The sequence below is a fragment of the Streptomyces litchfieldiae genome, assembly GCF_031845365.1.
In the GTDB taxonomy this organism is placed as follows: Bacteria; Actinomycetota; Actinomycetes; order Streptomycetales; family Streptomycetaceae; genus Streptomyces; species Streptomyces litchfieldiae.
The window spans coordinates 17,581-40,890 of sequence record NZ_JAVREL010000029.1 but is presented as its reverse complement, the minus strand read 5'-3'; the positions used below and the strand labels follow the sequence as shown (position 1 = coordinate 40,890).

Genomic DNA, 23,310 nt, shown 5'->3' with positions numbered 1-23,310 from the left:
ACCCTCACCGCGTATCCGGCGGAGCCTAAAGCACCTTTCCCGGATTAAGAATCCCCAGCGGGTCGAACGTCCGGCGGATGGACCGTTGCAACTCCAGGCCGACCGGGCCCAGTTCGCGGGCCAGCCAGTCCCGTTTCAGCACGCCCACGCCGTGCTCGCCGGTGATCGTGCCGCCCAACTCCAAGCCCAGGGCCATGATCTCGTCGAACGAGGCCCGCGCGCGCCGCGTCTCGTCCTCGTCGGAGGCGTCGAAGCACACCGTGGGGTGGGTGTTGCCGTCGCCCGCGTGCGCGCACACGCCGATGGTGAGCCCGTGCGCCTCGGCGATCCGGGCCACGCCGTCCAGCATGTCGGCCAGCCTGCTGCGCGGCACGCACACGTCGTCGATCATCGTCGTGCCCTTCACCGCCTCCAGCGCGGGCAACGCGGCGCGGCGGGCGGCCAGCAGCATCTCCGACTCGGCCTCGTCGTCGGCCGGGACCACCTCGGTGGCGCCCGCGGCCCGGCACAGCTCGCCCACCGCGGCCAGGTCGGCGGCCGGGTCGGCGGTGTCGAACGCGGCGAGCAGCAGCGCCTGGGTGGTCTCCGGCAGACCCATCTTCGTCAGCCGGTTGACCGCGGCGATCGTGGTGGCGTCCATCAGCTCCAGCAGCGACGGGGTGTGCCCGGCCGCCATGACCCGGGCCACCGCCGCGCCCGCCGCGCCCGCCGAGCCGAACTCCGCGGCCAGCACCAACTGCCGCGGCGGCGCCGGCTTGAGCGCCAGCACCGCCCGCACCACCACGCCCAGCGTGCCCTCGGAGCCCACGAACAACCGGGTCAGGTCGTAGCCGGCCACGCCCTTGGCGGTGCGGCGGCCGGTGCTCAGCAGCCGCCCGTCGGCCAGCACCACGTCGAGGCCCAGCACATATTCGGCGGTCACCCCGTACTTGACGCAGCACAGGCCGCCGGAGCCGGTGCCGATGTTGCCGCCGATCGTGCACTGCTCCCAACTGGAGGGATCCGGCGGGTAGGCCAGGCCGTGCGCGGCCACCGCCTTGGACAGGTCGGCGTTGACGACGCCCGGCTCCACCACGGCGACGCGGTTGACCGGGTCGATCTCCAGGATGCGGTCCATCCGGACCAGGGAGAGCACCACGCAGCCGTCCACCGCGTTGGCCGCGCCGGACAGCCCGGTCCGGGCGCCCTGCGGGACCACCGGCACCCGCAGCTCGCTCGCCGTGCGCAGCACGTGCCGCACCTGTTCGACGGTGCGCGGCAGCACGACGACCGCGGGCGTTCCGGCGGGACAGAAGCTGGCCATGTCGTGGGCGTAGGAGGCGGTGACATCGGGATCGGTCAGGACCGCCTCGCCGGGCAGTCCCTCACGCAGCCGGGTGACAAGAGCGCTCATAACGGCAGCCTGTCACCTCGCGCGCCAAAAACCCATGGCGGGGAACGGGCCGCCGTGCCACGGTCGCCCGATGGACTCGTACGCCCGCCATCTCATCACCCACGCCGGCCACCCCATCGCCGGGCCGCTGACCGAGGCCGCGCTCGCCGACGTGCTGGACGCCGCGCTCGCCCACCGCCCGGACGCCGGGCGGCTGCTCGACCTCGGCTGCGGGCAGGCCGTCTGGCCGCTGCGGGCGCTGACCGCCCGGCCGGGGGCGCGGGCCGTCGGGGTCGACGTCAACGGTGCCGCGCTGGCCTGGGCCGCCGAGGAGGCCGCCCGGCTCGGCGTGGCCGACCGCCTGGAACTGCGCGAGGCGTCCGCCACCGGCCTGACCTGGGACGAGCCGTTCGACGCCGTGCTGTGCGTCGGCGCGACCCACGCGTTCGGCGGCCTGCTGCCGACCCTGGCCGCGGCGCGTGCCCCGCTGGCGCCCGGCGGCTGCGTGGTGGTGGGGGAGGGTTTCTGGGAACGCGACCCGGACCCGGCCGCGCTGGCCGCGCTGGAGGCGGCCCGGGAGGACTACGGTGACCTGGCGACGACGGTGGAACGCGTTGTCGCGGCCGGCTGGGAGCCGGTGTACGGGCACGTCTCCACGCCCGGCGAGTGGGACGACTACGAGTGGCGCTGGACGGGGAACCTCGCGCGCTGGGCCCTGGACCACCCGGACCACCCCGACGCCGCCGCGGCCGCCGAGACGGCCGCGGCGCACCGCGCGGGCTGGCTGCGCGGCTACCGCGGCGTCCTCGGCTTCGTGACCCTGGTGCTGCGCGCCACCTGTCCGCCGGTCAGAACCGGCGGGTGATCAGCGCCTGCTTGACCTCCTGGATCGCCTTGGTGACCTCGATGCCGCGCGGGCAGGCGTCCGTGCAGTTGAAGACGGTGCGGCAACGCCACACGCCGTCCCGGTCGTTCAAAATCTCCAGCCGCTCCTCGCCGCCCTCGTCGCGCGAGTCGAAGATGAAGCGGTGGGCGTTGACGATGGCCGCCGGGCCGAAGTACTGCCCGTCGCTCCAGAACACCGGGCAGGACGAGGTGCAGGCGGCGCACAGGATGCACTTGGTCGTGTCGTCGAACCGCGCCCGGTCCTCCGGGCTCTGCCGGCGCTCGCGCGTGGGCTCGTTCCCCGTGGTGATGAGGAACGGCATCACGTCCCGGTACGCCTGGAAGAACGGCTCCATGTCGACGACCAGGTCCTTCTGGACCGTCATGCCCTTTATCGGCTCGACGACGATCGCCTTGCTGCCCACGCCGTTCTTGATCTCGGCGATGTCCTTGATCAGGGTCTTGCAGGCCAGCCGGTTCTTGCCGTTGATCCGCATCGCGTCCGAGCCGCAGATGCCGTGCGCGCAGGAGCGGCGGAACGTCAGCGTGCCGTCGATCTCCCACTTGATCTGGTGGAGCGCGTCCAGGACCCGCTCCTTGGGGTCGATCCGGAGCTCGAAGTCCTGCCAGGTGGCCTCGGCCGACACCTCCGGGTTGAACCGGCGGATGCGGAAGGTCACCGCCACCCGGTAGTCGACCTCGGCGGCCTCGCTCTTCTCCAACGTGCCGGTTCCCATCAGTACTTACGCTCCGTCGGCTGGTAGCGGGTCTGGACCACCGGCTTGTAGTCCAGCCGGATCGACTGGTTCCCGTCGGCGTCCACCTCGCGGTAGGCCATCGTGTGGCGCATGAAGTTGACGTCGTCGCGGGTGGGGTAGTCCTCGCGGTAGTGCCCGCCGCGGGACTCCTTGCGGGCCAGGGCCGACACGACCAGCACCTCGGCCAGTTCGAGCAGGTTGCCCAGCTCCAGGGCCTCCAGCAGGTCCGTGTTGAAGCGCTTGCCCTTGTCCTGGACGGACACGTTCCGGTACCGCTCGCGCAGCGCCGTGATGTCCTCCAGGGCCTCCTTGAGGGTCTGCTCGGTGCGGAACACCATGGCGTTCTTGTCCATGGTCTCCTGGAGCGCCTTGCGGATCTCGGTCACCCGCTCGTTGCCGGTGGCGTCGCGCATCCGCTCGACCTCGTCGGCCACGAACTTCTCGGGGTTCTCCGGGAGTTCGACGAAGTCGGCGGTGGCCGCGTACTCGGCGGCGGCGATGCCGGCGCGGCGGCCGAAGACGTTGATGTCCAGCAGCGAGTTGGTGCCGAGCCGGTTGGCGCCGTGCACGGACACGCAGGCGACCTCGCCGGCCGCGTACAGGCCGGGCACCACGTCGGTGTTGTTGCTCAGCACCTCGCCGCGCACGTTGGTCGGAATGCCGCCCATCGCGTAGTGCGCGGTCGGCTGGATCGGGATCGGGTCGGTGTACGGCTCGATGCCCAGGTAGGTGCGGGCGAACTCGGTGATGTCCGGGAGCTTGGCGTCCAACTGCTCCGGCGGCAGGTGGGTCAGGTCCAGGTAGACGTGGTCGCCGTCGGGGCCGCAGCCGCGGCCCTCGCGGATCTCGGTGTAGATGGAGCGGGAGACCACGTCGCGGGAGGCGAGGTCCTTCATCACCGGCGCGTACTTCTCCATGAAGCGCTCGCCGTCCTTGTTGCGCAGGATGCCGCCCTCGCCGCGGGCGCCCTCCGTGAGCAGGATGCCCATCTTCCAGATGCCGGTCGGGTGGAACTGGAAGAACTCCATGTCCTCCAGCGGCAGTCCGCGCCGGAACGCCGCCGCCTGGCCGTCGCCGGTCAGGGTGTGCGCGTTCGAGGTCACCTTGTAGAACTTGCCGTTGCCGCCGGAGGCGAAGACCACGGCCTTGGCCTGGAAGACGTGCAACTCGCCGGTCGCCAGCTCGTAGGCGACGACGCCGGCGGTGCGGGTGACCCCGTCCACCTCGTTCAGCAGCAGGTCCAGGACGTAGAACTCGTTGAAGAACTCCACGCCCTCCTTGACGCAGTTCTGGTACAGCGTCTGGAGGATCATGTGCCCGGTGCGGTCGGCCGCGTAGCAGGAGCGACGCACCGGGGCCTCGCCGTGGTTGCGGCTGTGACCGCCGAAGCGGCGCTGGTCGATGCGGCCCTCGGGCGTGCGGTTGAACGGCAGGCCCATCTTCTCCAGGTCCAGGACGGAGTCGATGGCCTCCTTCGCCAGGATCTCGGCCGCGTCCTGGTCGACGAGGTAGTCACCGCCCTTGACGGTGTCGAAGGTGTGCCACTCCCAGTTGTCGTCCTCGACGTTGGCGAGGGCGGCGGCCATGCCGCCCTGGGCGGCGCCCGTGTGGGAACGTGTCGGGTACAGCTTCGTCAGGACCGCGGTGCGGCTGCGCTTGGTGGCCTCGATGGCCGCGCGCATGCCGGCACCGCCGGCGCCGACGATGACGGTGTCGTACTTGTGGATCTGCATGGCTTACGTCAAACCCCGGTGCCTAGCTGATGTTCGGGTCGAAGGTGAAGATCACCAGGGTGCCCAGCAGCACGGTGAAGACCGTGGCCGTGTACAGGAGCATCTTCAGCCAGAAGCGCGTGGTGTCGCGCTCCGCGTAGTCGTTGATGATGGTGCGCAGGCCGTTGGCGCCGTGCAGCATCGCCAGCCAGAGCATGATCAGGTCCCAGGCCTGCCAGAACGGCGAGGCCCAACGGCCCGCGACGAACGCGAAGCTCACCTTGCTGACGCCGCCGTCCAGCACGAGCTGGATCATCAGGTGGGTGATCACCAGGACGACCAGCAGAATCCCGGAGACCCGCATGAACAGCCAGCCGTACAGCTCGAAGTTGGTGCGGGTGGTGCGCGGGGTGCGGCGGGTGCGCGCGCGGGGCGGCTCGATGAGCGGCGCGGGGTGGTCGGGTCCGTAGCCGGTGCGGCCGGTTCCGGTGGTGTCGGTGGTGTCGGTGGCGGAGGTCATCGTTCATCAGCTCCCGAACAGCTCACGGAACGCGTGCCCGAGCACGGGATACGCGGCACCCGCCATCAGCACGGCCCACACCCCGACCACGGTCCACAGCATCTGCCGCTGATAACGGGCTCCGTTGGCCCAGAAGTCGACGGCGACGACTCGCAGCCCGTTCAGCGCGTGGAACAGCACGGCGGCGACGAGCCCGTACTCCATCACGGCGACGAGGGGCGTCTTGTACACCGCGATGGTGTCGTCGTACGCCTCGGGCGAGACACGGACGAGGGCGGTGTCCAGCACATGGACGAACAGGAAGAAGAAAACGAGGACACCGGTGACGCGGTGCGCCACCCATGACCACATGCCTTCCCGGCCGCGGTACAGCGTTCCTGCCGGCACGGAAGAACCCTTCACAAGCTGATCAGTGGGCGCGAGGCCCGGCCGGATACGGTCCACCGGCCGCGGTCATGGTATCCGCGGGGTTCCGGATCCTCATCCCGGGGGCCCACGGGGCGGGCAAACCGGGCGGGACGTCATCCATTTGCCAGGTCGTGGCCAATGCTTACTGTCGAAGGTATGCGACATGCGCCATGGCGAATATTCGCGCTGGCCGCCGCTGTACTGGTGATCACCATCGGGGCGGTGGTCGCCGTGGTCCAGCGGACCGAGGACGGGCCCGTCACGGAGCGTCCCGGTGCGGCCGGACAGCGGACAGCCACCCCCACACCCCTGACCACCCCGAGCCCCCTGCCCACCGGCCCGTCCGGCGAGGTCACGACCATCCCCTCGGTCCGTTCGTTCGAGGACGCGCCCGGCCCCGGCTGGGCGCCGGCCGACTCCACGCGGGTCGTCGCGGACCCCGAGGGCCCGCTGGACGACGAGGCCGACCGGCTCGCCGAGGAGCTGGGCGCCGGCCGGGCCCCGGACGGCGCCCGGGCGGGCGACGTCGAACTGCGGCTGTCGGAGGACGCGGACACCGGCGACGAGGGCTACACCCTCCGGACCGACGACCAGCGGGTCACCATCACCGCCCGCACCGACGCCGGTGTCTTCTACGGCACCCGCACCCTCGGCCAGGCGGTCGCCGACCGCGGCGGCACCCCGCAGGGCACGGTCACCGACCGCCCCGACCGGCCGCAGCGCGGCCTGCTGCTGGACATCGCGCGCAAACACTTCCCGGCCGAGTGGATCGAGGCCCGGCTGCACGAGATGGCCGAGCTCAAGCTCAACCAGCTCCAGCTCCACTTCAGCGACGACCAGGGGTTCCGGCTGGAGAGCGAGACCCACCCGGAGATCGTCTCCGAGACGCACCTCACCAAGGAGGAGATGCGCGGCATCGTGGAGCTCGCCGAGTCGCTGCACATCACCGTGATCCCCGAGATCGACTCGCCCGGCCACCTGGGCGCGGTGCTCAAGGCCCACCCCGAACTCCAGCTCCGGGACGCGCGGGGCGAGCCGGCCCGGGGCGCCGTGGACATCTCCGACCCGGCCGCCGCCGAGCTCGTCGACGACCTGCTGCGGGAGTACGGCGACCTCTTCCCGAGCCGCTACTGGCACCTGGGCGGCGACGAGTACGCCGCGCTGTTCTCCGACAATCCGGAGGCCGACTACCCGGACCTCGCCGAGGCGGCGCGCGAGCGGCACGGCGAGGACGCCGGTGTGCGGGACCTGGCGACGGCCTGGCTGAACGACCGGGCGGACACCGCCCGGGAGCTGGGCAAGATGCCCCAGGTGTGGAACGACGGCATGCACGCCGGGGGAGTCGTCACCCCGGATTCCGAGCGGCAGGTCGCCTACTGGACCGGGCGCGAGCTGGGGGCGCGCGAGCCGGTGGAGTACCTGGAGGGCGGCTGGCAGTTGATCAACCTCAACTCCGAGTACCTCTACTACGTCCTGGGCGAGCCCAACCAGTTCACCTACCCGACCGGCGAGCGGATCTACGAGGAGTGGACGCCCGACGTGCTGCGCGGCAGCACACCGGTGCCCGACGAACACGCCGGAGCCGACTCCGTGCCGGGCGGGCGGCTGGCGGTGTGGTGCGACCTCGCCAACGCCCAGACCACCGAGCAGGTCGCGCAGGGCATCAAGCTGCCCCTGGCGGCCGTGGCGCAGAAGCTGTGGGACCCCCGGGAACCGGAGCTGAGCTGGGCGGAGTTCACCCGGCTGGCCGATCGGGTGGCCGCGTGACCACACGGCCGCCGGGCGGCGAAACAGCCGGGGCCGCCACCCCCCACAGGAGAGACCCCGGCTGCCGCCGGACACGAGCTTGACGGAGCTCGCGTCCGTATCCACTACAGCGTTCGATCCCGGCTTTCTGTTACCGAGCGGATACGTCCGGATGCGCCATGGACTCAGCCGTCCGGGACGCGTAGCGTTCAGACACTAGAGACTCACAGTTACCAGCTCTGGAGATACTGCGGTGGCAGGGCCGCAAAGGGGGCGGGAGTGCAGGGGGCAGACATCGACCTGACCGCGGCGGTTCACGCGGCTCAGGAAGGGGACGAGACCGCGTTCGGCACGGTCTTCAAGGCGGTTCATCCGCGGCTGCTCGGCTATGTACGCACCATCGTCGCCGAGCCGGACGTGGAGGACGTCACGGCCGAGGCGTGGCTGCACATATCGCGGGATCTGTCGAGATTCAGCGGAGACGCGGACCGTTTCCGTGGCTGGACCGCGCGGATCGCGCGCAACCGGGCGCTGGACCACCTGCGGGCGCGCGGCCGGCGCCCGCAGGAGATGTGTGCCGACGAGACGGCCCTGGCTGACCTGCCCTCCTCCGCGGACACCGCCGAGGAGGCCATCGCGGCGCTGGCCACCTCACGGGCGTTCGCGCTGGTCGCGGAGCTGCCGCAGGAGCAGGCGGAGGCCGTGGTCTTACGCACGCTCTTCGGTCTGGACTCCAAGCGCGCCGCGCTGCTCCTGGGCTGCCGGCCCGGCGCCGTGCGCACCGCCAACCACCGCGGGCTGCGCCGGCTGGCCCAGCTCGTGGCGCCGGGCGACGACTGACGCGCCCGGCGCGCTTCCCCGGCGTGTAACGGAAATCGAGGCTACGGCGCAGTAAGGAACAGGCCGACTGGTCACCGGCCGATGGGGCAATCCCGAGGTCCCCCCCGTACCTCAGGGAGCCCCAGGCGCGGGCGGGGCGGCTTTCCCCCTAGCCCCGCCCGCGCATTCGCCCCGCGCTCCGCCCCGCGCGCCGGGCGGTGTGACGCTTCTCCCAGCGCACCCTCTCCCACCGGCCGGATTGCCCTCGCTACAGTCCGTGGCGAGTGGATGCAGGCAACGCGGGAGGCACGACGATGACGCGCGCGTCCGAGTCCGGAACACCGATCGAACCCGTCTACGGCCCCGAGGCACTGAAGGACTGGGATCCCCGCGAACGGCTCGGCCAGCCGGGTGAGTATCCCTACACGCGGGGCGTCTACGCCTCCATGTACACCGGGCGGCCCTGGACGATGCGCCAGTACGCCGGCTTCGGCACCGCGGCGGAGTCCAACGCCCGCTACAAGGAGCTCATCGCCCACGGCACCATGGGCCTGTCCGTGGCCTTCGACCTGCCGACCCAGATGGGCCACGACTCCGACGCGCCGATCGCCCACGGCGAGGTGGGCAAGGTCGGGGTGGCCATCGACTCGATCGACGACATGCGGGTGCTGTTCGACGGCATCCCGCTGGACCGGGTGTCCACGTCGATGACGATCAACGCGCCCGCCGCGCTGCTGCTGCTCCTGTACCAACTCGTCGCCGAGGAACAGGGAGTTGACGCGAGCAAGCTGACCGGCACCATTCAGAACGACGTGCTCAAGGAGTACATCGCGCGGGGCACGTACATCTTTCCGCCAGGGCCGTCGCTGCGGCTCGTCGCGGACATCTTCCGGTACTGCCGGGCGGAGATCCCGAGGTGGAACACGATCTCGATCTCCGGCTATCACATGGCCGAGGCGGGCGCGACGCCCGCGCAGGAGATCGCGTTCACCCTGGCCGACGGCATCGAGTACGTGCGCACCGCGGTGGCCGCCGGGATGGACGTGGACGACTTCGCGCCCCGGCTGTCGTTCTTCTTCGTCGCCCGGACCACGATCCTGGAGGAGGTGGCCAAGTTCCGCGCGGCCCGCCGGATCTGGGCCCGGGTGATGCGCGAGGAGTTCGGCGCGAAGAACCCCAAGTCGCTGATGCTGCGCTTCCACACCCAGACGGCGGGCGTGCAGCTCACCGCGCAGCAGCCCGAGGTGAACCTCGTGCGCGTCGCCGTGCAGGCGCTGGGCGCGGTGCTCGGCGGCACCCAGTCGCTGCACACCAACGCCTACGACGAGGCGATCGCGCTGCCCACCGACAAGTCGGCCCGGCTGGCGCTGCGCACCCAGCAGGTGCTGGCGTACGAGACGGATGTGACCGCCACCGTCGACCCGTTCGCCGGTTCCTACGTCGTCGAAGCGATGACCGACGACCTGGAGACCGCGATACTCGGCCTGATGCGGCAGATCGAGGACCGCGGCGGCGCCGTGGCCGCGATCGAGCAGGGGTTCCAGAAGGCGGAGATCGAGCGCAGCGCGTACCGGGTGGCGCGGGAGACGGACGCGGGCGAACGTGTGGTCGTCGGGGTCAACCGTTTCGCGCTGGACGAGGAGGAGCCCTACGAGCCGCTGCGGGTGGACCCGGCGATCGAGGAGCGGCAGGCGCGGCGGCTCGCCCGGCTGCGGGCGGAGCGGGACGGTGACGCGGTGGCCGCGGCCCTCGCGGCGCTCGCCGCGGCGGCCCGGAGTGACGCGGACAACGTCCTGTACCCGATGCGGGAGGCGCTGCGCGCGCGTGCCACACTGGGTGAAGTGTGCAACACTCTGCGTGACGTCTGGGGGGCGTACGAACCCTCCGAGACGTTCTGAGAGCGGTCCCGGCACCAGCCTCTCCCCGAAGGTGAACGGGGTCCGACGCCCGGGGGATATTTGCGTGAACGTCGGTGAATGGCCAGCCGACGATGTGCAGGGGACGGCTGAGTTGGTTTTAGCGTGTCATGCTGTTAACTGTTTGTTGTGACTGAGTTGGCCCGGCACTCGATACCGCTGCCTAATGTTCAATCCGTGCCCGTTTCATCCCCCACCCCACTCCGTGTGGCAGTGCTGGCGGATTCCGACACCCGGTGGAAGTGGGGCGCGCTCACCGCGCGCCGGATCGCTCCCGAGTCGACCGTCCATGGCTATCTGCTGTGGGGGCGCGCCACGCCGACCGAGCGGCAGTTGGCGGAGATCGGGGCGGACGCGGACGAGCTGCGCGAGGTCAGCGCGGTGGACTTCCTGACGGACCTGGGCGAGCGCGCCCAGGGCGGCGAGGGCGGCCCCGAGCCGTTCGACGTGCTGGTCCTGGCCTGCGTCGGGGGCACCATCCAGGCGATGCTGCACGGCCTCGCCCGCGCGTGGCGCAGCGCCGAGCGGCGCCCCGTCGTCGTCACCGGCTATGTCGGCGTCGTCTACGAGAAGCTGCCCGACGGGCTGCTGCTGCGGCACGGCGCCGACCTCGTCCTGGCCAACAGCCGGTACGACGCGCGCCGCTTCCGCGCGGTGTACGACGGCGTGCGCGCCGACAGCTCCGCCGTCACGGAGTGCGCCCTGCCGTTCCTCGACGGAAAGACGTACGACCCGGGCCCGGCGGAGCGCGGCGAGCGCCCCTATCGGGTGGTCTTCGCGGTCCAGCCCTCGGTGCCGGACAGCCGCAAGGACCGGGCGTATCTGCTGGACCGCGCGATCGGGCACGCGCGGCGCCACCCCGACCGCGAGGTCATCCTCAAGCTGCGCAGCAAGCCGAGCGAGCACACCACGCACATCGAGGAGCTGCCCTACCAGCGGCTGGCCGAGCGGGCCAAGGAGGAGCAGCCGCCCAACTTCCGCCTGGCGTACGGGAACATGGGCGAGATCCTGGACGACACGGACCTGCTGGTCACCGTCAGCTCCACCGCCGCCCTGGAGTCGCTGCACCGGTCCATCCCCACCGCGGTCCTCAGTGACCTGGGCATCCGCGAGGCGCTGGGCAACCATTACTTCATCGGCTCGGGGTGCTTCGCGTCCTGGGACGAGCTGGACGCGGGTCACCTCCCGCGCCCGGAGCCCGAGTGGCTCGCCGACCAGGGCATCGCCACCTCCCACGAGCACGCCTTCGCCACCGCGCGCGGCCGGCTCGCCGGCCTGCTGGACCAGCGGCGCCAGGCCGGGCTGCTCCCCCTCACCCCGTACTACACCGCGCGCACCGCCCCCGGGTATCTGCCCGGCGTGCTGGCCCGGCACGGGCTGGACATCAAGGGCGAGCCCAAGGCGGGACACCAGGCCGCCGGCTCGGACGCCGGCATGCGCGCCGCCTCCCGCCGGCTGCTGCGCCGCACCGCTCGCGGCGCCTACCGCGCGGGCGTTCAGCGCGTGGCCCCGCTGATCCGCCGCTGGGGGCAGTTGTGACAGCCATAACAGCGGCGAAACGGCTCCGGCCGAGCGGACAAGCCACTGACGCACCCGACCCGAGAACGAAGGCATGACCATGAGCACTGTTCTGGCTGTGATCCCCGCCCGCGGGGGCTCGAAGGGGGTGCCCGGGAAGAACCTCGCGCCGGTCGGTGACGCGCCCCTGATCACCCGCGCCGTGCGCGAGTGCCGCGCCGCGCGCCTGCTGACCGCCGTCGTCGTCTCCACCGACGACCCCGGCATCGCCGCCGCCGCGCACGCCGCGGGCGCCGAGGTCGTCGAGCGCCCGGCCGAGATCTCCAGCGACACCGCCACCAGCGAGGCCGCGGTGCTGCACGCCATGGGCGTCTACGAGGAGCGGCACGGCGTCACGGTGGACGCCGTCCTCCTCGTCCAGTGCACCAGCCCGTTCCTCACCCGCGAGGAGCTCGACGGCGTCGCCGCCGCCGTGCTGGACGGCGCCGACACCGCGCTCACGGTGGCCCCGTTCCACGGCTACGTCTGGCGCGACAGCTCCCACACCGGCGGCCACGGCGTCAACCACGACAAGGCCTACCGCCCGCGCCGCCAGGACCGGCCGCAGGACCTGCTGGAGACCGGCGCCGCCTACGCCATGCGCGCCGACGGCTTCCGCGAGGAGCGGCACCGCTTCTTCGGCCGCACCGAGCTGGTGCGCACCGACCCGGCGCGGGTCCTGGAGATCGACGATCCGCACGACCTCGCCCGGGCCCGCGCCCTCGCCCCGCTGCTGGACGGCGGCAAGACGGGGATACCGGCCGGGCCCTTCCCGGACTACCTGCCCACCCGCGCCGACATCGACGCGGTGGTGCTCGACTTCGACGGCACCCAGACCGACGACAGGGTGCTCGTCGACTCCGAAGGACGGGAGCTCGTCTCCGTACACCGCGGGGACGGGCTCGGCATCGCCGCGCTGCGACGCGCGGGGCTGCCCCTGCTGATCCTGTCCACGGAGGAGAACCCGGTCGTCGCCGCGCGGGCGCGCAAGCTGCGCATCCCCGTGCTGCACGGCATCGACCGGAAGGACCTCGCCCTCAAGCAGTGGTGCGAGGAACAAGGAATCGCGCCGGAGCGCGTGCTCTACGCGGGCAACGACGTCAACGACCTGCCGTGCTTCGACCTTGTCGGGTGGCCGGTCGCCGTCGCCAGCGCCCATGACGTGGTGCGCGGCGCCGCCCGGGCGGTCACCTCCGCGCCAGGCGGCGCAGGCGCGATCCGCGAGATCGCCTCGTGGATCCTCGGAAAGGAACTGACAGCATCATGACCTCAGGCAACCGCCTCCGTAACTTCGGCGACCGCGTGGCCGGCCCGGGTCGCCCGGTTTACATCACCGGTGAGATCGGCATCAACCACAACGGCGATCTGGAGAACGCCTTCGCGCTCATCGACGCCGCTGCCGAGGCCGGCTGTGACGCCGTGAAGTTCCAGAAGCGCACGCCGGAGATCTGCACGCCCCGTGACCAGTGGGACATCGAGCGGGACACCCCGTGGGGCCGGATGACCTACATCGACTACCGGCACCGCGTGGAGTTCGGCGAGGAGCAGTACCGCGCCATCGACGAGTACTGCGCCAAGCGCGGCATCCACTGGTTCGCCTCCCCGTGGGACACCGAGGCCGTGGAGTTCCTGGAGCAGTTCGACGTGCCGGCCCACAAGGTCGCCTCCGCGTCGCTCACCGATGACGAGCTGCTGCGCGCCCTGCGTGCCACCGGCAAGACCGTCATCCTGTCCACCGGCATGTCCACGCCGAAGCAGATCCGGCACGCCGTGGAGGTGCTCGGCAGCGAGAACATCCTGCTCTGCCACGCCACCAGCACCTACCCGGCCAAGGCCGAGGAGCTCAACCTGCGGGTGATCCACACCCTCCAGGCCGAGTACCCCAACGTGCCGATCGGCTACTCGGGCCACGAGACCGGTCTCCAGACCACCCTGGCCGCCGTCGCCCTCGGCGCCACCTTCGTGGAGCGGCACATCACCCTGGACCGCGCGATGTGGGGCTCCGACCAGGCCGCCTCCGTCGAGCCGCAGGGCCTTCAGCGGCTGGTCCGCGACATCCGCATCATCGAGGAGTCCCTCGGTGACGGTGTGAAGAAGGTCTACGAGAGCGAGCTGGGCCCGATGAAGAAGCTGCGCCGCGTCAAGGGCGTCGTCGCCGAGCAGGACGAGGCGACCCCCGCCCCCGCCGCGGTCTGAGCACGGCATCAGGGAAGGGGACGGGACACGCATGACTGACCCACGGGACGGGACACTCGCGTTCGCCGAGAGCCCGGTCCAGCTTCTCAACACGCTGGAGTGGGCGCACGCCACCGGACCGGGCGCCTTCACCGTGGTCATACTCCCGCCCCACGACCCGACGAGCCGGGGTCAGTTGCGCCGCATGGCGCAACTGGCCCGGGACTCCGGCTGCCGCGTCCTGTGGCGCGAGGCCCGCGGCGGGGCCGTCACCCCGTCGCGGGCCCTGGCCGCGCTCGCGGGCCCGCTGCGGCGAGCCCGCCGGCTCGTGATCGGGGACCCGTTCTCGCACTACCTCCAGTTGCTGCTGTCGATGGCCAAGCGCTGCGACATCGTCGTGGTCGACGACGGCACGGCGACCATGGAGTTCATCGCGCAGCTCTCCCGCGGGGAACGGCTCGTGCGCTGGCACCGCCCCCACGCCCGCGGGCCCCGGTCGGTGCTGTTCACCCCCGTCGCGCGCCGCGCGGTGCGCCGGCTCACGCCGACGGCCGGGCGCTCGGTGGAGGTCTTCACCGCGATGCCCGTCCAGGCCATGGAGGGCATCGCCGTCACGGCCAACACGTTCTCCTGGACCCGGTCCCGTTTCGAGCCGCCCCGGCTCACCGGCGGCGCCGACCTCGTCGGCACCTCGCTGGTGGAGACCGGCGTGCTGCACGAGGACCGGTACATCGCCGCCGTCGGCGAACTGGTCCGGCAGCACGGCATCACGCGGTACTTCGCGCACCGCAAGGAGGGCGGCGACAAGCTGCGCCGCCTCACCGCGGAGGCGGGCGTCGAGATCGTCCGCCCGGACTTCCCGCTGGAACTGGTCGCCCGGCGCGGCCCGATCGGCTCGAAGATCCTCAGCTTCCCCTCCACCGTGGTGCACACCCTGCCCCGGGTGCTGTCGGACACCGATGTGCGGGTCGTGGTCTGCGACGTCGAGGAGGCGTGGTTCACCGACCGCGTCACCGAACGCGCCAGCGGCTTCCTCTCCGAGGTGACCAACACGGCCCGGCGTGAGCTGCGCCACAACTGAGGTGAAAATAAGCACCTATACCCCGGCACACTCCTCTTCATGCCGCCGCGCTCTCCTTCTCGAGTATGAACTTTCCATGATCGAGGACCTGTTGGGCCGTCCAGGGGTCTAATCTCGGTCACGTGAGTGATCTGCTGTCCCCGGAGTCCACCCCCACGACACTCGACGATGCGCTGCGGGCCGAGCTCATCGCCTTCCGCCGGGATCTGCACATGCATCCCGAGCTGGGGAACCAGGAAGTGCGCACGACCGCGGTCCTCAAGGAGCGGCTGGAGCGCGCGGGGCTCGCCCCCCGGGTGCTCGACAGCGGCACCGGCCTCGTCTGCGACGTGCGGCCCCCCGGCACGGACGGCCCCGCCCAGGCGCCCTTCCTGGCGTTGCGCGCCGACATCGACGCGCTGCCCATCCCGGACACCAAGTCCGTTCCCTATCGCTCGACGATCCCGGGCCGCGCGCACGCCTGCGGCCACGACGTGCACACCACCGTCGTGCTCGGCGCGGGCCTGGTGCTCGCCCGGCTCGCCGAGCGCGGTCTGCTGCCCCGGCCGGTGCGGCTGCTGTTCCAGCCCGCCGAGGAGGTGCTGCCCGGCGGCGCCCAGGACGTCGTGGAGACCGGCGTCCTGGAGGGCGTCGGGCGGATCCTCGCCCTGCACTGCGACCCCAAGCTGGACGCCGGCCGCCTGGGTGTGCGCGTCGGCCCCATCACCTCCGCCTGCGACCGCGTCGAGGTCAGCCTCTCCGGGCCCGGCGGCCACACCGCCCGCCCGCATCTGACCACCGACCTGGTCACCGCCGCCGCCAAGGTGGCCACCGAGGTGCCGGCCCTGATCGCCCGCCGCGCCGACACCCGTTCCGGCATCGCGATCACCTGGGGCCGCCTCACCGCAGGCCACGCGCCGAACGTCATCCCCAACTCGGCCGAGCTGTCCGGCACCATGCGCTGCCTGGACCTGGCCGCCTGGCGCGCCGCGCCCGACCTGGTGGTCGCCGCCGTGGACGAGGTCGCCGCGCTCTACCGCGCCAAGTGCGAGATCAAGTACATCCGCGGCGTCCCGCCCGTGGTCAACGACGCCGCCTCCACCGCGCTGCTCGCCGAGGCGATGACCGCGCGGTTCGGGGCCGACGCGGTCACCGAGACCGAACAGAGCCTCGGCGGCGAGGACTTCTCCTGGTACCTGGAGCGCGTTCCCGGCGCCATGGCCCGGCTCGGCGTGCGCACCCCGGGCCGTAACGCCTCTGTCACGCCTCGCGACATCCACCAGGGCGACTTCGACGTGGACGAGCACGCGATCACCGTGGGGGTCGATCTGCTCACCGCCGCCGCACTGCTGAGCTGAGTCGGTGTTGCGCTCTCGTTTCGTTAACACCGATCTGATAACGGGATGAATGGAGGGCTACGAGGCCGGTCTACGCGCGTTACGATTCGCGCAACAGCGCCGTAAGAGGCGCTTTCGACGGAAGGAAACGTCCTCTTGCGCCGCGTATCCAGGCTTGCAGCAGCAGCCGCCGTCTCGGCGGTCCTCGCGCTCACCGCCAGCGCCTGTGGTGAGAGCTCCACCGAATCGAACAACGAAGAGGGGTCCGGCGACAAGGGCGTCGGCATCGCCTTCGACGTCGGCGGCCGGAACGACCACTCGTTCAACGAGGCCGCGGCTCGCGGCGGCGACCGCGCCGAGGAGGAGCTGGGCGTCACCATCGAGTACCAGACCGCCCGCAACGGCGAGACGGACGCCGACCGCGTCCAGCGCCTCACCTCCCTCGCGCAGGAGGGCTACAACCCGGTCATCGGCGTCGGCTACCTCTACGGCAACGCCATCACCGAGGTCGCGGCCGAGTTCCCCGACACCACGTTCGGCGTGGTGGACTCCGTGCCCGAGGGTGACAACACCTATGGCATGACCTTCGCCGAGCACGAGGGCTCCTACCTCGCGGGCGTCGCCGCCGCGCTGACCACCCAGTCCGGCAGCGTCGGCTTCATCGGCGGCGTGCAGAACCCGCTCATCGGCAAGTTCCAGGCCGGCTTCGAGCAGGGCGTCGCCGACACCAACCCGGACGTCGAGGTCGAGGTCAACTACCTCTACCGGGACGACGACCGCGGCTTCAGCGACCCGGCCCGCGCCGCCGAGCAGGCCGACGGCATGCTCAGCCGCGGCGTTGACGTCATCTACACCGCGGCCGGCTCCTCCGGCCAGGGCTCCATCGAGCAGATCGCCGGCGTCGAGGGCGCCTGGGCCATCGGCGTGGACTCCGACCAGTACCAGCAGCCGGGTCTGGAGGAGTACCAGGACTCGATCCTGACCTCCGTGATGAAGGGCGTGGACGTCGCCGTCTTCGACCTGATCGAGAGCGTCACCAAGGGCGAGCCGCTGACCGGCCACCACGAGTACACCCTCGCCGAGGGCGGCGTCTCGCTGGCCACCTCCGGTGGCTTCATCGACCCTCTGGCCCCCGAGATCGAAGAGGCGACCCGCCGGATCGTCGAGGGCGAAGTCACGGTCAACGACACCCCCTGACCGAGCCGCCCGCGCGGTGCCGGGGCGACCCCCCGGCACCGCGCGTGGCACGTGCGGGCAAACCCTTTCGGGCTGGAGGCGTCCGGCGGGAGCCGGGCGCGGTAGCGTGCCCGAGACCAACGACGGTCCCCGCCCGCCCGGTCGGGCTTTCCGCTCCGAGGAGAGTGCGTCATCCCAGCCCCGAACAGCCCTCCGCAGCCCGCCGGCCGCTCCGGCGTGCCCGCCGTCGAGCTGCGCGGCATCACCAAACGCTTCCCCGGCGTCGTCGCCAACCACGACATCGACATCACCGTCCAGCGCGGCACCGTCCACGCGCTCGTCGGGGAGAACGGCGCCGGCAAGTCCACGCTGATGAAGATCCTCTACGGCATGCAGCGGCCGGACGAGGGGACCATCGCCATCGACGGCGAGCAGGTCACGTTCCGCAGTCCCGCGGACGCCATCGCGCGCGGCATCGGCATGGTCCACCAGCATTTCATGCTCGCCGACAATCTGACGGTCCTGGAGAACGTCGTTCTCGGCGCCGAGAAGCTGCACGGCATCGGGGCCCGCGCGCGGCGCCGCATCGCCGAGCTGTCCGACACGTACGGCCTGGGCGTCCGTCCCGACCTGCTGGTCGAGGAGATCGGCGTCGCCGACCGGCAGCGCGTGGAGATCCTGAAGGTCCTCTACCGGGGCGCGCGCACGCTGATCCTGGACGAGCCGACCGCGGTGCTGGTGCCCCAGGAGGTCGACGCCCTCTTCGGGAACCTGCGGGAGCTGACCGCCGAGGGCCTGACGGTCCTGTTCATCTCGCACAAGCTGGGCGAGGTCCTGTCCGTCGCCGACGACATCACGGTGATACGGCGCGGCACCACCGTGGGCACGGCCGTGCCGGCGGAGACCACGCCGAAGCAGCTCGCCGAGCTGATGGTCGGCACCGAGCTGCCCACCCCCGAGACCCGCGAGTCGACGGTCACCGACGAGCCCGTGCTCACCGTCGAGGGGCTGCACCTCTCCGGCCGGGACGCGGACGGCCTGCTGCGCGAGGTGCTGGCCGACATCGACTTCACCATCCACCGCGGCGAGGTCCTGGGCATCGCGGGGGTCGAGGGCAACGGCCAGGCCGAGCTGGTCGAGGCGATCATGGGCATCCGGCGCCCGGACGGCGGCCGGATCACGCTCGCGGGCACGGACATCTCCGTCACCTCGACGCGCAAGCGCCGCGAGCAGGGCATCGGCTACATCCCCGAGGACCGCCACCGGCACGGGCTGCTGCTGGAGGCCCCGCTGTGGGAGAACCGCATGCTGGGCCACGTCACCGAGCCGCCCAACAGCCGCGGCCCCTGGCTGACGGCCGGCAGCGCCCGGCAGGACACGCGGCGGATCGTCGAGGAGTACGACGTCCGCACCCCCGGCATCGAGGTCACCGCCGGCTCGCTGTCCGGCGGCAACCAGCAGAAGCTGATCGTCGGCCGGGAGATGAGCCACCGCCCGCGGGTGCTGATCGCCGCGCACCCGACCCGGGGCGTGGACGTGGGCGCGCAGGCGCAGATCTGGGACGAGATCCGGCGGGCCCGCCGCGAGGGGCTGGCCGTGCTGCTGATCTCCGCCGACCTGGACGAGCTGATCGGGCTCTCCGACAGCCTGCGCGTGATGTACCGCGGCCGGCTCGTCGCGGACGCCGACCCGGCCACCATCACCCCCGAGGAGTTGGGCACCGCGATGACCGGTACCGCCACCGGCCACCTCGAACACGAGGAGGGAAACGGTGAATAGCCTGCTGCGGCGCGTCGACCGGGAGAAGCTGGTCCTGGCCGTCGCCGCCCCCCTGCTCGCGATCGTCACCGCGATGGCCATCACCTCGGCGGTGATGGGGCTGACGGGCGACAACCCGTTCCGGGCGTTCGAGGTGATGGCCGACTACGGCTCCAAGAGCGACAGCCAGGTCTGGATCATCAACAAGGCGATCCCGTACTACCTGGCCGCGGCGGCCGTCGCCATCGGCTTCCGGATGAACCTGTTCAACATCGGCGTGGACGGGCAGTACCGGGTCGCCGCGTTCTTCGCCGCGGTCGTCGGCGGCGCGCTGAGCCTGCCGGGCGTGGTGCAGATCCCGATCATCCTGCTGACGGCCATGGCCTGTGGCGCGATCTGGGCCGGCATCGCGGGCTACCTCAAGGCCACCCGCGGGGTCAGCGAGGTCATCACCACGATCATGCTGAACTTCATCGGCGGCTCCCTCATCGCGTACTTCCTCCAGGAGGGGCGGCTCGCCGAGCGCGACGAGAACATCATCCACACCGAGGACATCCCGGACTCCAGCTTCTTCTTCGAGTTCCCGACCAACCCCGACCCGGTGCACGGCACGATCCTGGTCGCGGTCGCGGTCGGCATCGCGTACTGGTTCGTGCTGGGCCGCACCCGGTTCGGCTACGACCTGCGCGCGGTGGGCCGTTCCGAGTCGGCGGCCGAGGCCAGCGGCGTGAGCGTGAAGCGCACGGTCGTCACGGCGATGCTGCTGTCCGGCGCGGTGGCGGGCCTGGTGGGCATGCCCACCCTGCTGAACGAGTCGGGCAACTACGGCAACGACTTCCCCGAGGGGCTGGGCTTCACCGGCATCGCGATCGCCCTGCTCGGCCGCAACCACGCCGTGGGCATGGCGCTGGCCGCGCTGCTGTGGGGCTTCCTCGAACGCACGGGTACCCAGCTCGAGTTCGAGGGCTACGACCAGGAGATCGTCGGTGTGATGCAGGGCATCATCGTGCTCTCCGTCGTCGTCGCCTACGAGATCGTCCGCCGCTGGGGCATCCGGCGCCAGCAGCGTCTGGTCGGTGAGCAGCTCGCCGCCGGCCGGCTGTCGAAGAAGAACGACTCGGCGGAGGTGTCCGCGTGACCACCACCCTGTCCACCCTCACCGACAAGGTGCGCCCCAGCGGGCGGGTGGAGGAAGGCCGCCGTCGGCTGACGTATCCGGCCGTGCTGCTGATCCTGGCGCTGGCCCTGGTGCTGCTCTCGCTGGTCCGCGCGGTCACCGACCAGCAGAGCCTGACCTCCGCGGACCAGTGGGGCGCGGCGATGGGCTTCGCGGTGCCGATCGGGCTGGCCGGGCTCGGCGGGCTGTGGGCGGAGCGGGCCGGCGTCGTCAACATCGGCCTCGAGGGCATGATGATGCTCGGCTTGTTCGCGGCCGGCTGGATCGGCTGGCAGCACGGGCCGTGGGCGGCCGTGCTGGCCGGGATCGTCGGCGGGGCGCTGGGCGGGCTGCTGCACGCGGTGGCCACGGTGACGTTCGGCGTGGACCACATCGTGTCCGGTGTGGCGCTGAACATCCTGGCGCTGGGCGTTGTGCAGTACCTGGCGAAGCTGTGGTTCGCGGCCGAGGGCAGCGAGGCGCTGGCGCGCGGCGGCAACGACAAGCAGTCGCCGCAGATGGAGCGGATGGAGCCGTTCACCGTGCCGGGCGTCGCCGACTGGCTGGGCGACCTGGACGAGCGGAACTGGTTCCTCGTCTCCGACCTGGCGGGCATTCTGCGCGCGGCGGTGCACGAGGTGTCCTGGCTGACGCTGCTGACGGTGCTGATCTTCGTGGGCACCTATCTGGTGCTGTGGAAGTCGTCGTTCGGCCTGCGGCTGCGGTCCTGCGGCGAGAACCCGCAGGCCACCGAGTCGCTCGGGGTGAACGTCTACCTCTACAAGTACCTGGCGCTGGCCGTCTCCGGCGGCCTGGCCGGGCTCGGCGGCGCGTATCTCGCGGTGCTGATCCGGATGTACCAGGACGGGCAGACCGGCGGGCGCGGCTATCTGGGCCTGGCGACCATGATCTTCGGCAACTGGCGGCCGGGCGGGGTCGCGGCGGGCGCGGGCCTGTTCGGCTTCATGGACGTGCTCCAGACCCGGGACCGGCCGGTGGTGCACGCGATGCTGCTGCTGTTCGCGCTGGGCCTGCTGGGCCTGGCGGTCTGGCAGTTCGTCCGGGGCAAGCGGCTGGCGGCCGTCGTGGTGGCCGTGCTGGCCGGGCTGATGTGGGTCTGGTACGCCACGACCGACACGCTCCCGCTTGAACTGGTCACCGCCAGCCCCTATCTGACGACGCTGCTGGTACTGACGCTGTTCGCGCAGCGATTGCGGCTACCCAAGGCGGCCGGCCGGCCCTATCGCCGGGGGCAGGCGACATGACCGCGGTCCCCGCCGCCGACTGGGCGGCGCTGCGCGCGGCGGCCCGGGACGCGATGTCCCGGGCGTACGCGCCGTACTCGCGGTACCCGGTGGGCGCCGCCGCGCGGGTGGCGGACGGGCGCGTGGTCACCGGCTGCAACGTGGAGAACGCCTCCTACGGTCTTGGCCTGTGCGCGGAGTGCGGGCTGGTGTCCGCGCTGCACGCCTCGGGCGGCGGCCGGCTGACCCACTTCACCTGCTGCGACGGCGAGGGCAACGTGATCACGCCGTGCGGCCGTTGCCGGCAGTTGCTGATGGAGCACGGCGGCCCCGGCCTGGAGGTGGAGACGCCCGAGGGCGTGCGCACCCTGGGCGACCTTCTTCCGCAGGCATGGCACCTGGAACAGTGAGCCCCATGGACGCGATCACCATCATCCGTGCCAAGCGCGACGGCCGGACCCTGACCCCCGAGCAGATCGACTGGATCATCGCCGCGTACACGCGCGGCGAGGTCGCCGACGAGCAGATGTCGGCGCTGGCCATGGCGATTCTGCTGAACGGCATGGACCGGGCGGAGATCGCCCGCTGGACGGCGGCGATGATCGCCTCCGGGGAGCGGATGGACTTCTCCGGTCTGCCGCTGCCCACCACGGACAAGCACTCCACGGGCGGGGTCGGCGACAAGATCACGCTGCCGCTGGCGCCGCTGGTCGCCGCCTGCGGCGCGGCCGTGCCGCAACTGTCCGGGCGGGGGCTCGGGCACACCGGCGGCACGCTGGACAAGCTGGAGTCCATCCCCGGCTGGCGGGCGCGGCTGACGGGCGAGGAGATGCTGGCGGTGCTGCGCGGGACGGGCGCGGTGATCTGCGCGGCGGGGGAGGGGCTGGCCCCGGCGGACCGGAAGCTGTACGCGCTGCGGGATGTGACGGGCACGGTCGAGTCGATCCCGCTGATCGCGTCCTCGATCATGTCCAAGAAGATCGCGGAGGGCACCGGCGCGCTGGTGCTGGACGTGAAGGCGGGCTCGGGCGCGTTCATGAAGACGCTCGAGGACGCCCGTGAACTGGCCTCGACGATGGTCGAGATCGGTACCGACCACGGCGTGCGGACCGTTGCCCTGCTCACCGACATGTCCACGCCGCTGGGCCTGACGGCGGGCAACGCGCTGGAGGTGCGCGAGGCGGTCGAGGTGCTGGCCGGCGGCGGGCCGGCCGATGTGGTGGAGCTGACTCTGGCGCTGGCCCGGGAGATGCTGGACGCGGCCGGGCTGCCGGACGCCGATCCGGCCGCCGCCCTGGCGCACGGTTCGGCCATGGACCGCTGGCGCCGGATGATCGCCGCGCAGGGCGGCGATCCTGACGCGCCGTTGCCCGTCGCCCGGGAGCGGCACACGGTGTCCGCGCCGGCGTCCGGTGTGCTGACGGCGCTGGACGCGTACGCCGTCGGGGTCGCGGCGTGGCGGCTGGGCGCGGGCCGGGCGCGCAAGGAGGACCCCGTACAGGCGGGCGCGGGCGTGGAGTTGCACGCCAAGCCGGGGGACACGGTGACGGCCGGGGCGCCGCTGTTGACGCTGCACACCGACACCCCGGAGCGGTTCGAGGACGCGCTCGCCGCGCTGGCGGGCGACGCGATCCGGATTGGTCCGGAGGCCGGGGCAGGCGTTCGTCCCACGGTTCTCGACCGGATTTCCTGAACGGCCGCCCCCCGGCCT

19 protein-coding genes and 1 pseudogene are annotated in these 23,310 nt (G+C 71.7%); 15 read left to right on the top strand and 5 right to left on the bottom strand.

The features are described from left to right. Window positions 1-25: 25 nt before the first annotated feature. Window positions 26-1,393: an FAD-binding oxidoreductase gene (locus RM590_RS32420; protein WP_311708371.1), complete on the bottom strand. Its 1,368-nt coding sequence runs from the start codon at window positions 1,391-1,393 to the stop codon at window positions 26-28. Between the two features lie 70 nt (window positions 1,394-1,463). On the opposite strand from RM590_RS32420, the gene RM590_RS32415 reads away from it, so the two are divergent. After that, complete coding sequence (locus RM590_RS32415; RefSeq protein ID WP_311708370.1) at window positions 1,464-2,237, top strand: SAM-dependent methyltransferase; 774 nt, start codon at window positions 1,464-1,466, stop codon at window positions 2,235-2,237. On the opposite strand, the gene RM590_RS32410 is transcribed toward RM590_RS32415, so the two are convergent. The 4 genes from RM590_RS32410 to sdhC are packed head-to-tail and all read right to left on the bottom strand — an operon-like array spanning window position 2,221 to window position 5,634. After that, window positions 2,221-2,994: a succinate dehydrogenase iron-sulfur subunit gene (locus RM590_RS32410; RefSeq protein WP_311708369.1), complete on the bottom strand. Its 774-nt coding sequence runs from the start codon at window positions 2,992-2,994 to the stop codon at window positions 2,221-2,223. The two genes, RM590_RS32415 and RM590_RS32410, sit on opposite strands and share 17 nt — an antisense overlap. Next, complete coding sequence (gene sdhA / locus RM590_RS32405) at window positions 2,994-4,748, bottom strand: succinate dehydrogenase flavoprotein subunit (protein WP_311708368.1); 1,755 nt, start codon at window positions 4,746-4,748, stop codon at window positions 2,994-2,996. The genes RM590_RS32410 and sdhA overlap by 1 nt, the downstream gene beginning before the upstream one ends. A gap of 22 nt (window positions 4,749-4,770) precedes the next feature. After that, a complete protein-coding gene (locus tag RM590_RS32400; protein WP_311708367.1) occupies window positions 4,771-5,247 on the bottom strand; it encodes a succinate dehydrogenase hydrophobic membrane anchor subunit in 477 nt (158 codons plus the stop codon). Window positions 5,248-5,253: 6 nt separating this feature from the next. After that, window positions 5,254-5,634 carry a succinate dehydrogenase, cytochrome b556 subunit gene (gene sdhC, locus RM590_RS32395; protein WP_311708366.1) on the bottom strand — a complete coding sequence of 127 codons (381 nt, stop codon included), beginning with the start codon at window positions 5,632-5,634 and terminating at the stop codon, window positions 5,254-5,256. 177 nt (window positions 5,635-5,811) lie between these two features. Here sdhC and RM590_RS32390 point away from each other — a divergent pair, with 177 nt between their 5' ends. From RM590_RS32390 to RM590_RS32325, 14 genes and pseudogenes are all read left to right on the top strand, one after another. Further along, on the top strand, window positions 5,812-7,422 hold the full coding sequence (locus RM590_RS32390; protein WP_311708365.1) for a beta-N-acetylhexosaminidase: 1,611 nt from the start codon (window positions 5,812-5,814) through the stop codon (window positions 7,420-7,422). Window positions 7,423-7,680: 258 nt separating this feature from the next. Beyond that, a pseudogene (locus tag RM590_RS32385) lies at window positions 7,681-8,238 on the top strand (RNA polymerase sigma factor); the annotation flags it as partial. 296 nt (window positions 8,239-8,534) lie between these two features. After that, complete coding sequence (locus tag RM590_RS32380) at window positions 8,535-10,118, top strand: acyl-CoA mutase large subunit family protein (RefSeq protein WP_311708364.1); 1,584 nt, start codon at window positions 8,535-8,537, stop codon at window positions 10,116-10,118. 195 nt (window positions 10,119-10,313) lie between these two features. After that, window positions 10,314-11,675, top strand: a complete 1,362-nt coding sequence (locus tag RM590_RS32375) for a DUF6716 putative glycosyltransferase (RefSeq protein WP_311708363.1) — start codon at window positions 10,314-10,316, stop codon at window positions 11,673-11,675. Between the two features lie 79 nt (window positions 11,676-11,754). Beyond that, window positions 11,755-12,960, top strand: coding sequence for an N-acylneuraminate cytidylyltransferase (locus RM590_RS32370; RefSeq protein ID WP_311708362.1), 1,206 nt, complete (start codon window positions 11,755-11,757; stop codon window positions 12,958-12,960). Then, entirely contained in the window at window positions 12,957-13,889 is a 933-nt protein-coding gene (locus RM590_RS32365; RefSeq protein ID WP_311708361.1) for an N-acetylneuraminate synthase family protein, read from the top strand. The genes RM590_RS32370 and RM590_RS32365 overlap by 4 nt, the downstream gene beginning before the upstream one ends. Window positions 13,890-13,920: 31 nt before the next feature. Next, on the top strand, window positions 13,921-14,949 hold the full coding sequence (locus RM590_RS32360) for a hypothetical protein (RefSeq protein WP_311708360.1): 1,029 nt from the start codon (window positions 13,921-13,923) through the stop codon (window positions 14,947-14,949). A 122-nt stretch (window positions 14,950-15,071) separates the two neighbouring features. Then, entirely contained in the window at window positions 15,072-16,286 is a 1,215-nt protein-coding gene (locus tag RM590_RS32355; protein WP_311708359.1) for an amidohydrolase, read from the top strand. A gap of 135 nt (window positions 16,287-16,421) precedes the next feature. After that, window positions 16,422-17,462, top strand: coding sequence for a BMP family lipoprotein (locus RM590_RS32350; RefSeq protein ID WP_311708358.1), 1,041 nt, complete (start codon window positions 16,422-16,424; stop codon window positions 17,460-17,462). 216 nt (window positions 17,463-17,678) lie between these two features. After that, on the top strand, window positions 17,679-19,220 hold the full coding sequence (locus RM590_RS32345; protein ID WP_311708357.1) for an ABC transporter ATP-binding protein: 1,542 nt from the start codon (window positions 17,679-17,681) through the stop codon (window positions 19,218-19,220). Beyond that, on the top strand, window positions 19,213-20,337 hold the full coding sequence (locus RM590_RS32340; protein WP_311708356.1) for an ABC transporter permease: 1,125 nt from the start codon (window positions 19,213-19,215) through the stop codon (window positions 20,335-20,337). Before RM590_RS32345 ends, RM590_RS32340 begins: the two co-directional genes overlap by 8 nt. After that, window positions 20,334-21,620 (top strand): ABC transporter permease, encoded by a 1,287-nt coding sequence (locus RM590_RS32335; protein ID WP_394814017.1) that lies wholly within the window; start codon window positions 20,334-20,336, stop codon window positions 21,618-21,620. Before RM590_RS32340 ends, RM590_RS32335 begins: the two co-directional genes overlap by 4 nt. After that, on the top strand, window positions 21,617-22,009 hold the full coding sequence (locus RM590_RS32330; protein WP_311708355.1) for a cytidine deaminase: 393 nt from the start codon (window positions 21,617-21,619) through the stop codon (window positions 22,007-22,009). Before RM590_RS32335 ends, RM590_RS32330 begins: the two co-directional genes overlap by 4 nt. 5 nt (window positions 22,010-22,014) lie before the next feature. Then, window positions 22,015-23,292 carry a thymidine phosphorylase gene (locus RM590_RS32325; RefSeq protein ID WP_311708354.1) on the top strand — a complete coding sequence of 426 codons (1,278 nt, stop codon included), beginning with the start codon at window positions 22,015-22,017 and terminating at the stop codon, window positions 23,290-23,292. The last annotated feature ends 18 nt before the right edge of the window (window positions 23,293-23,310 follow it).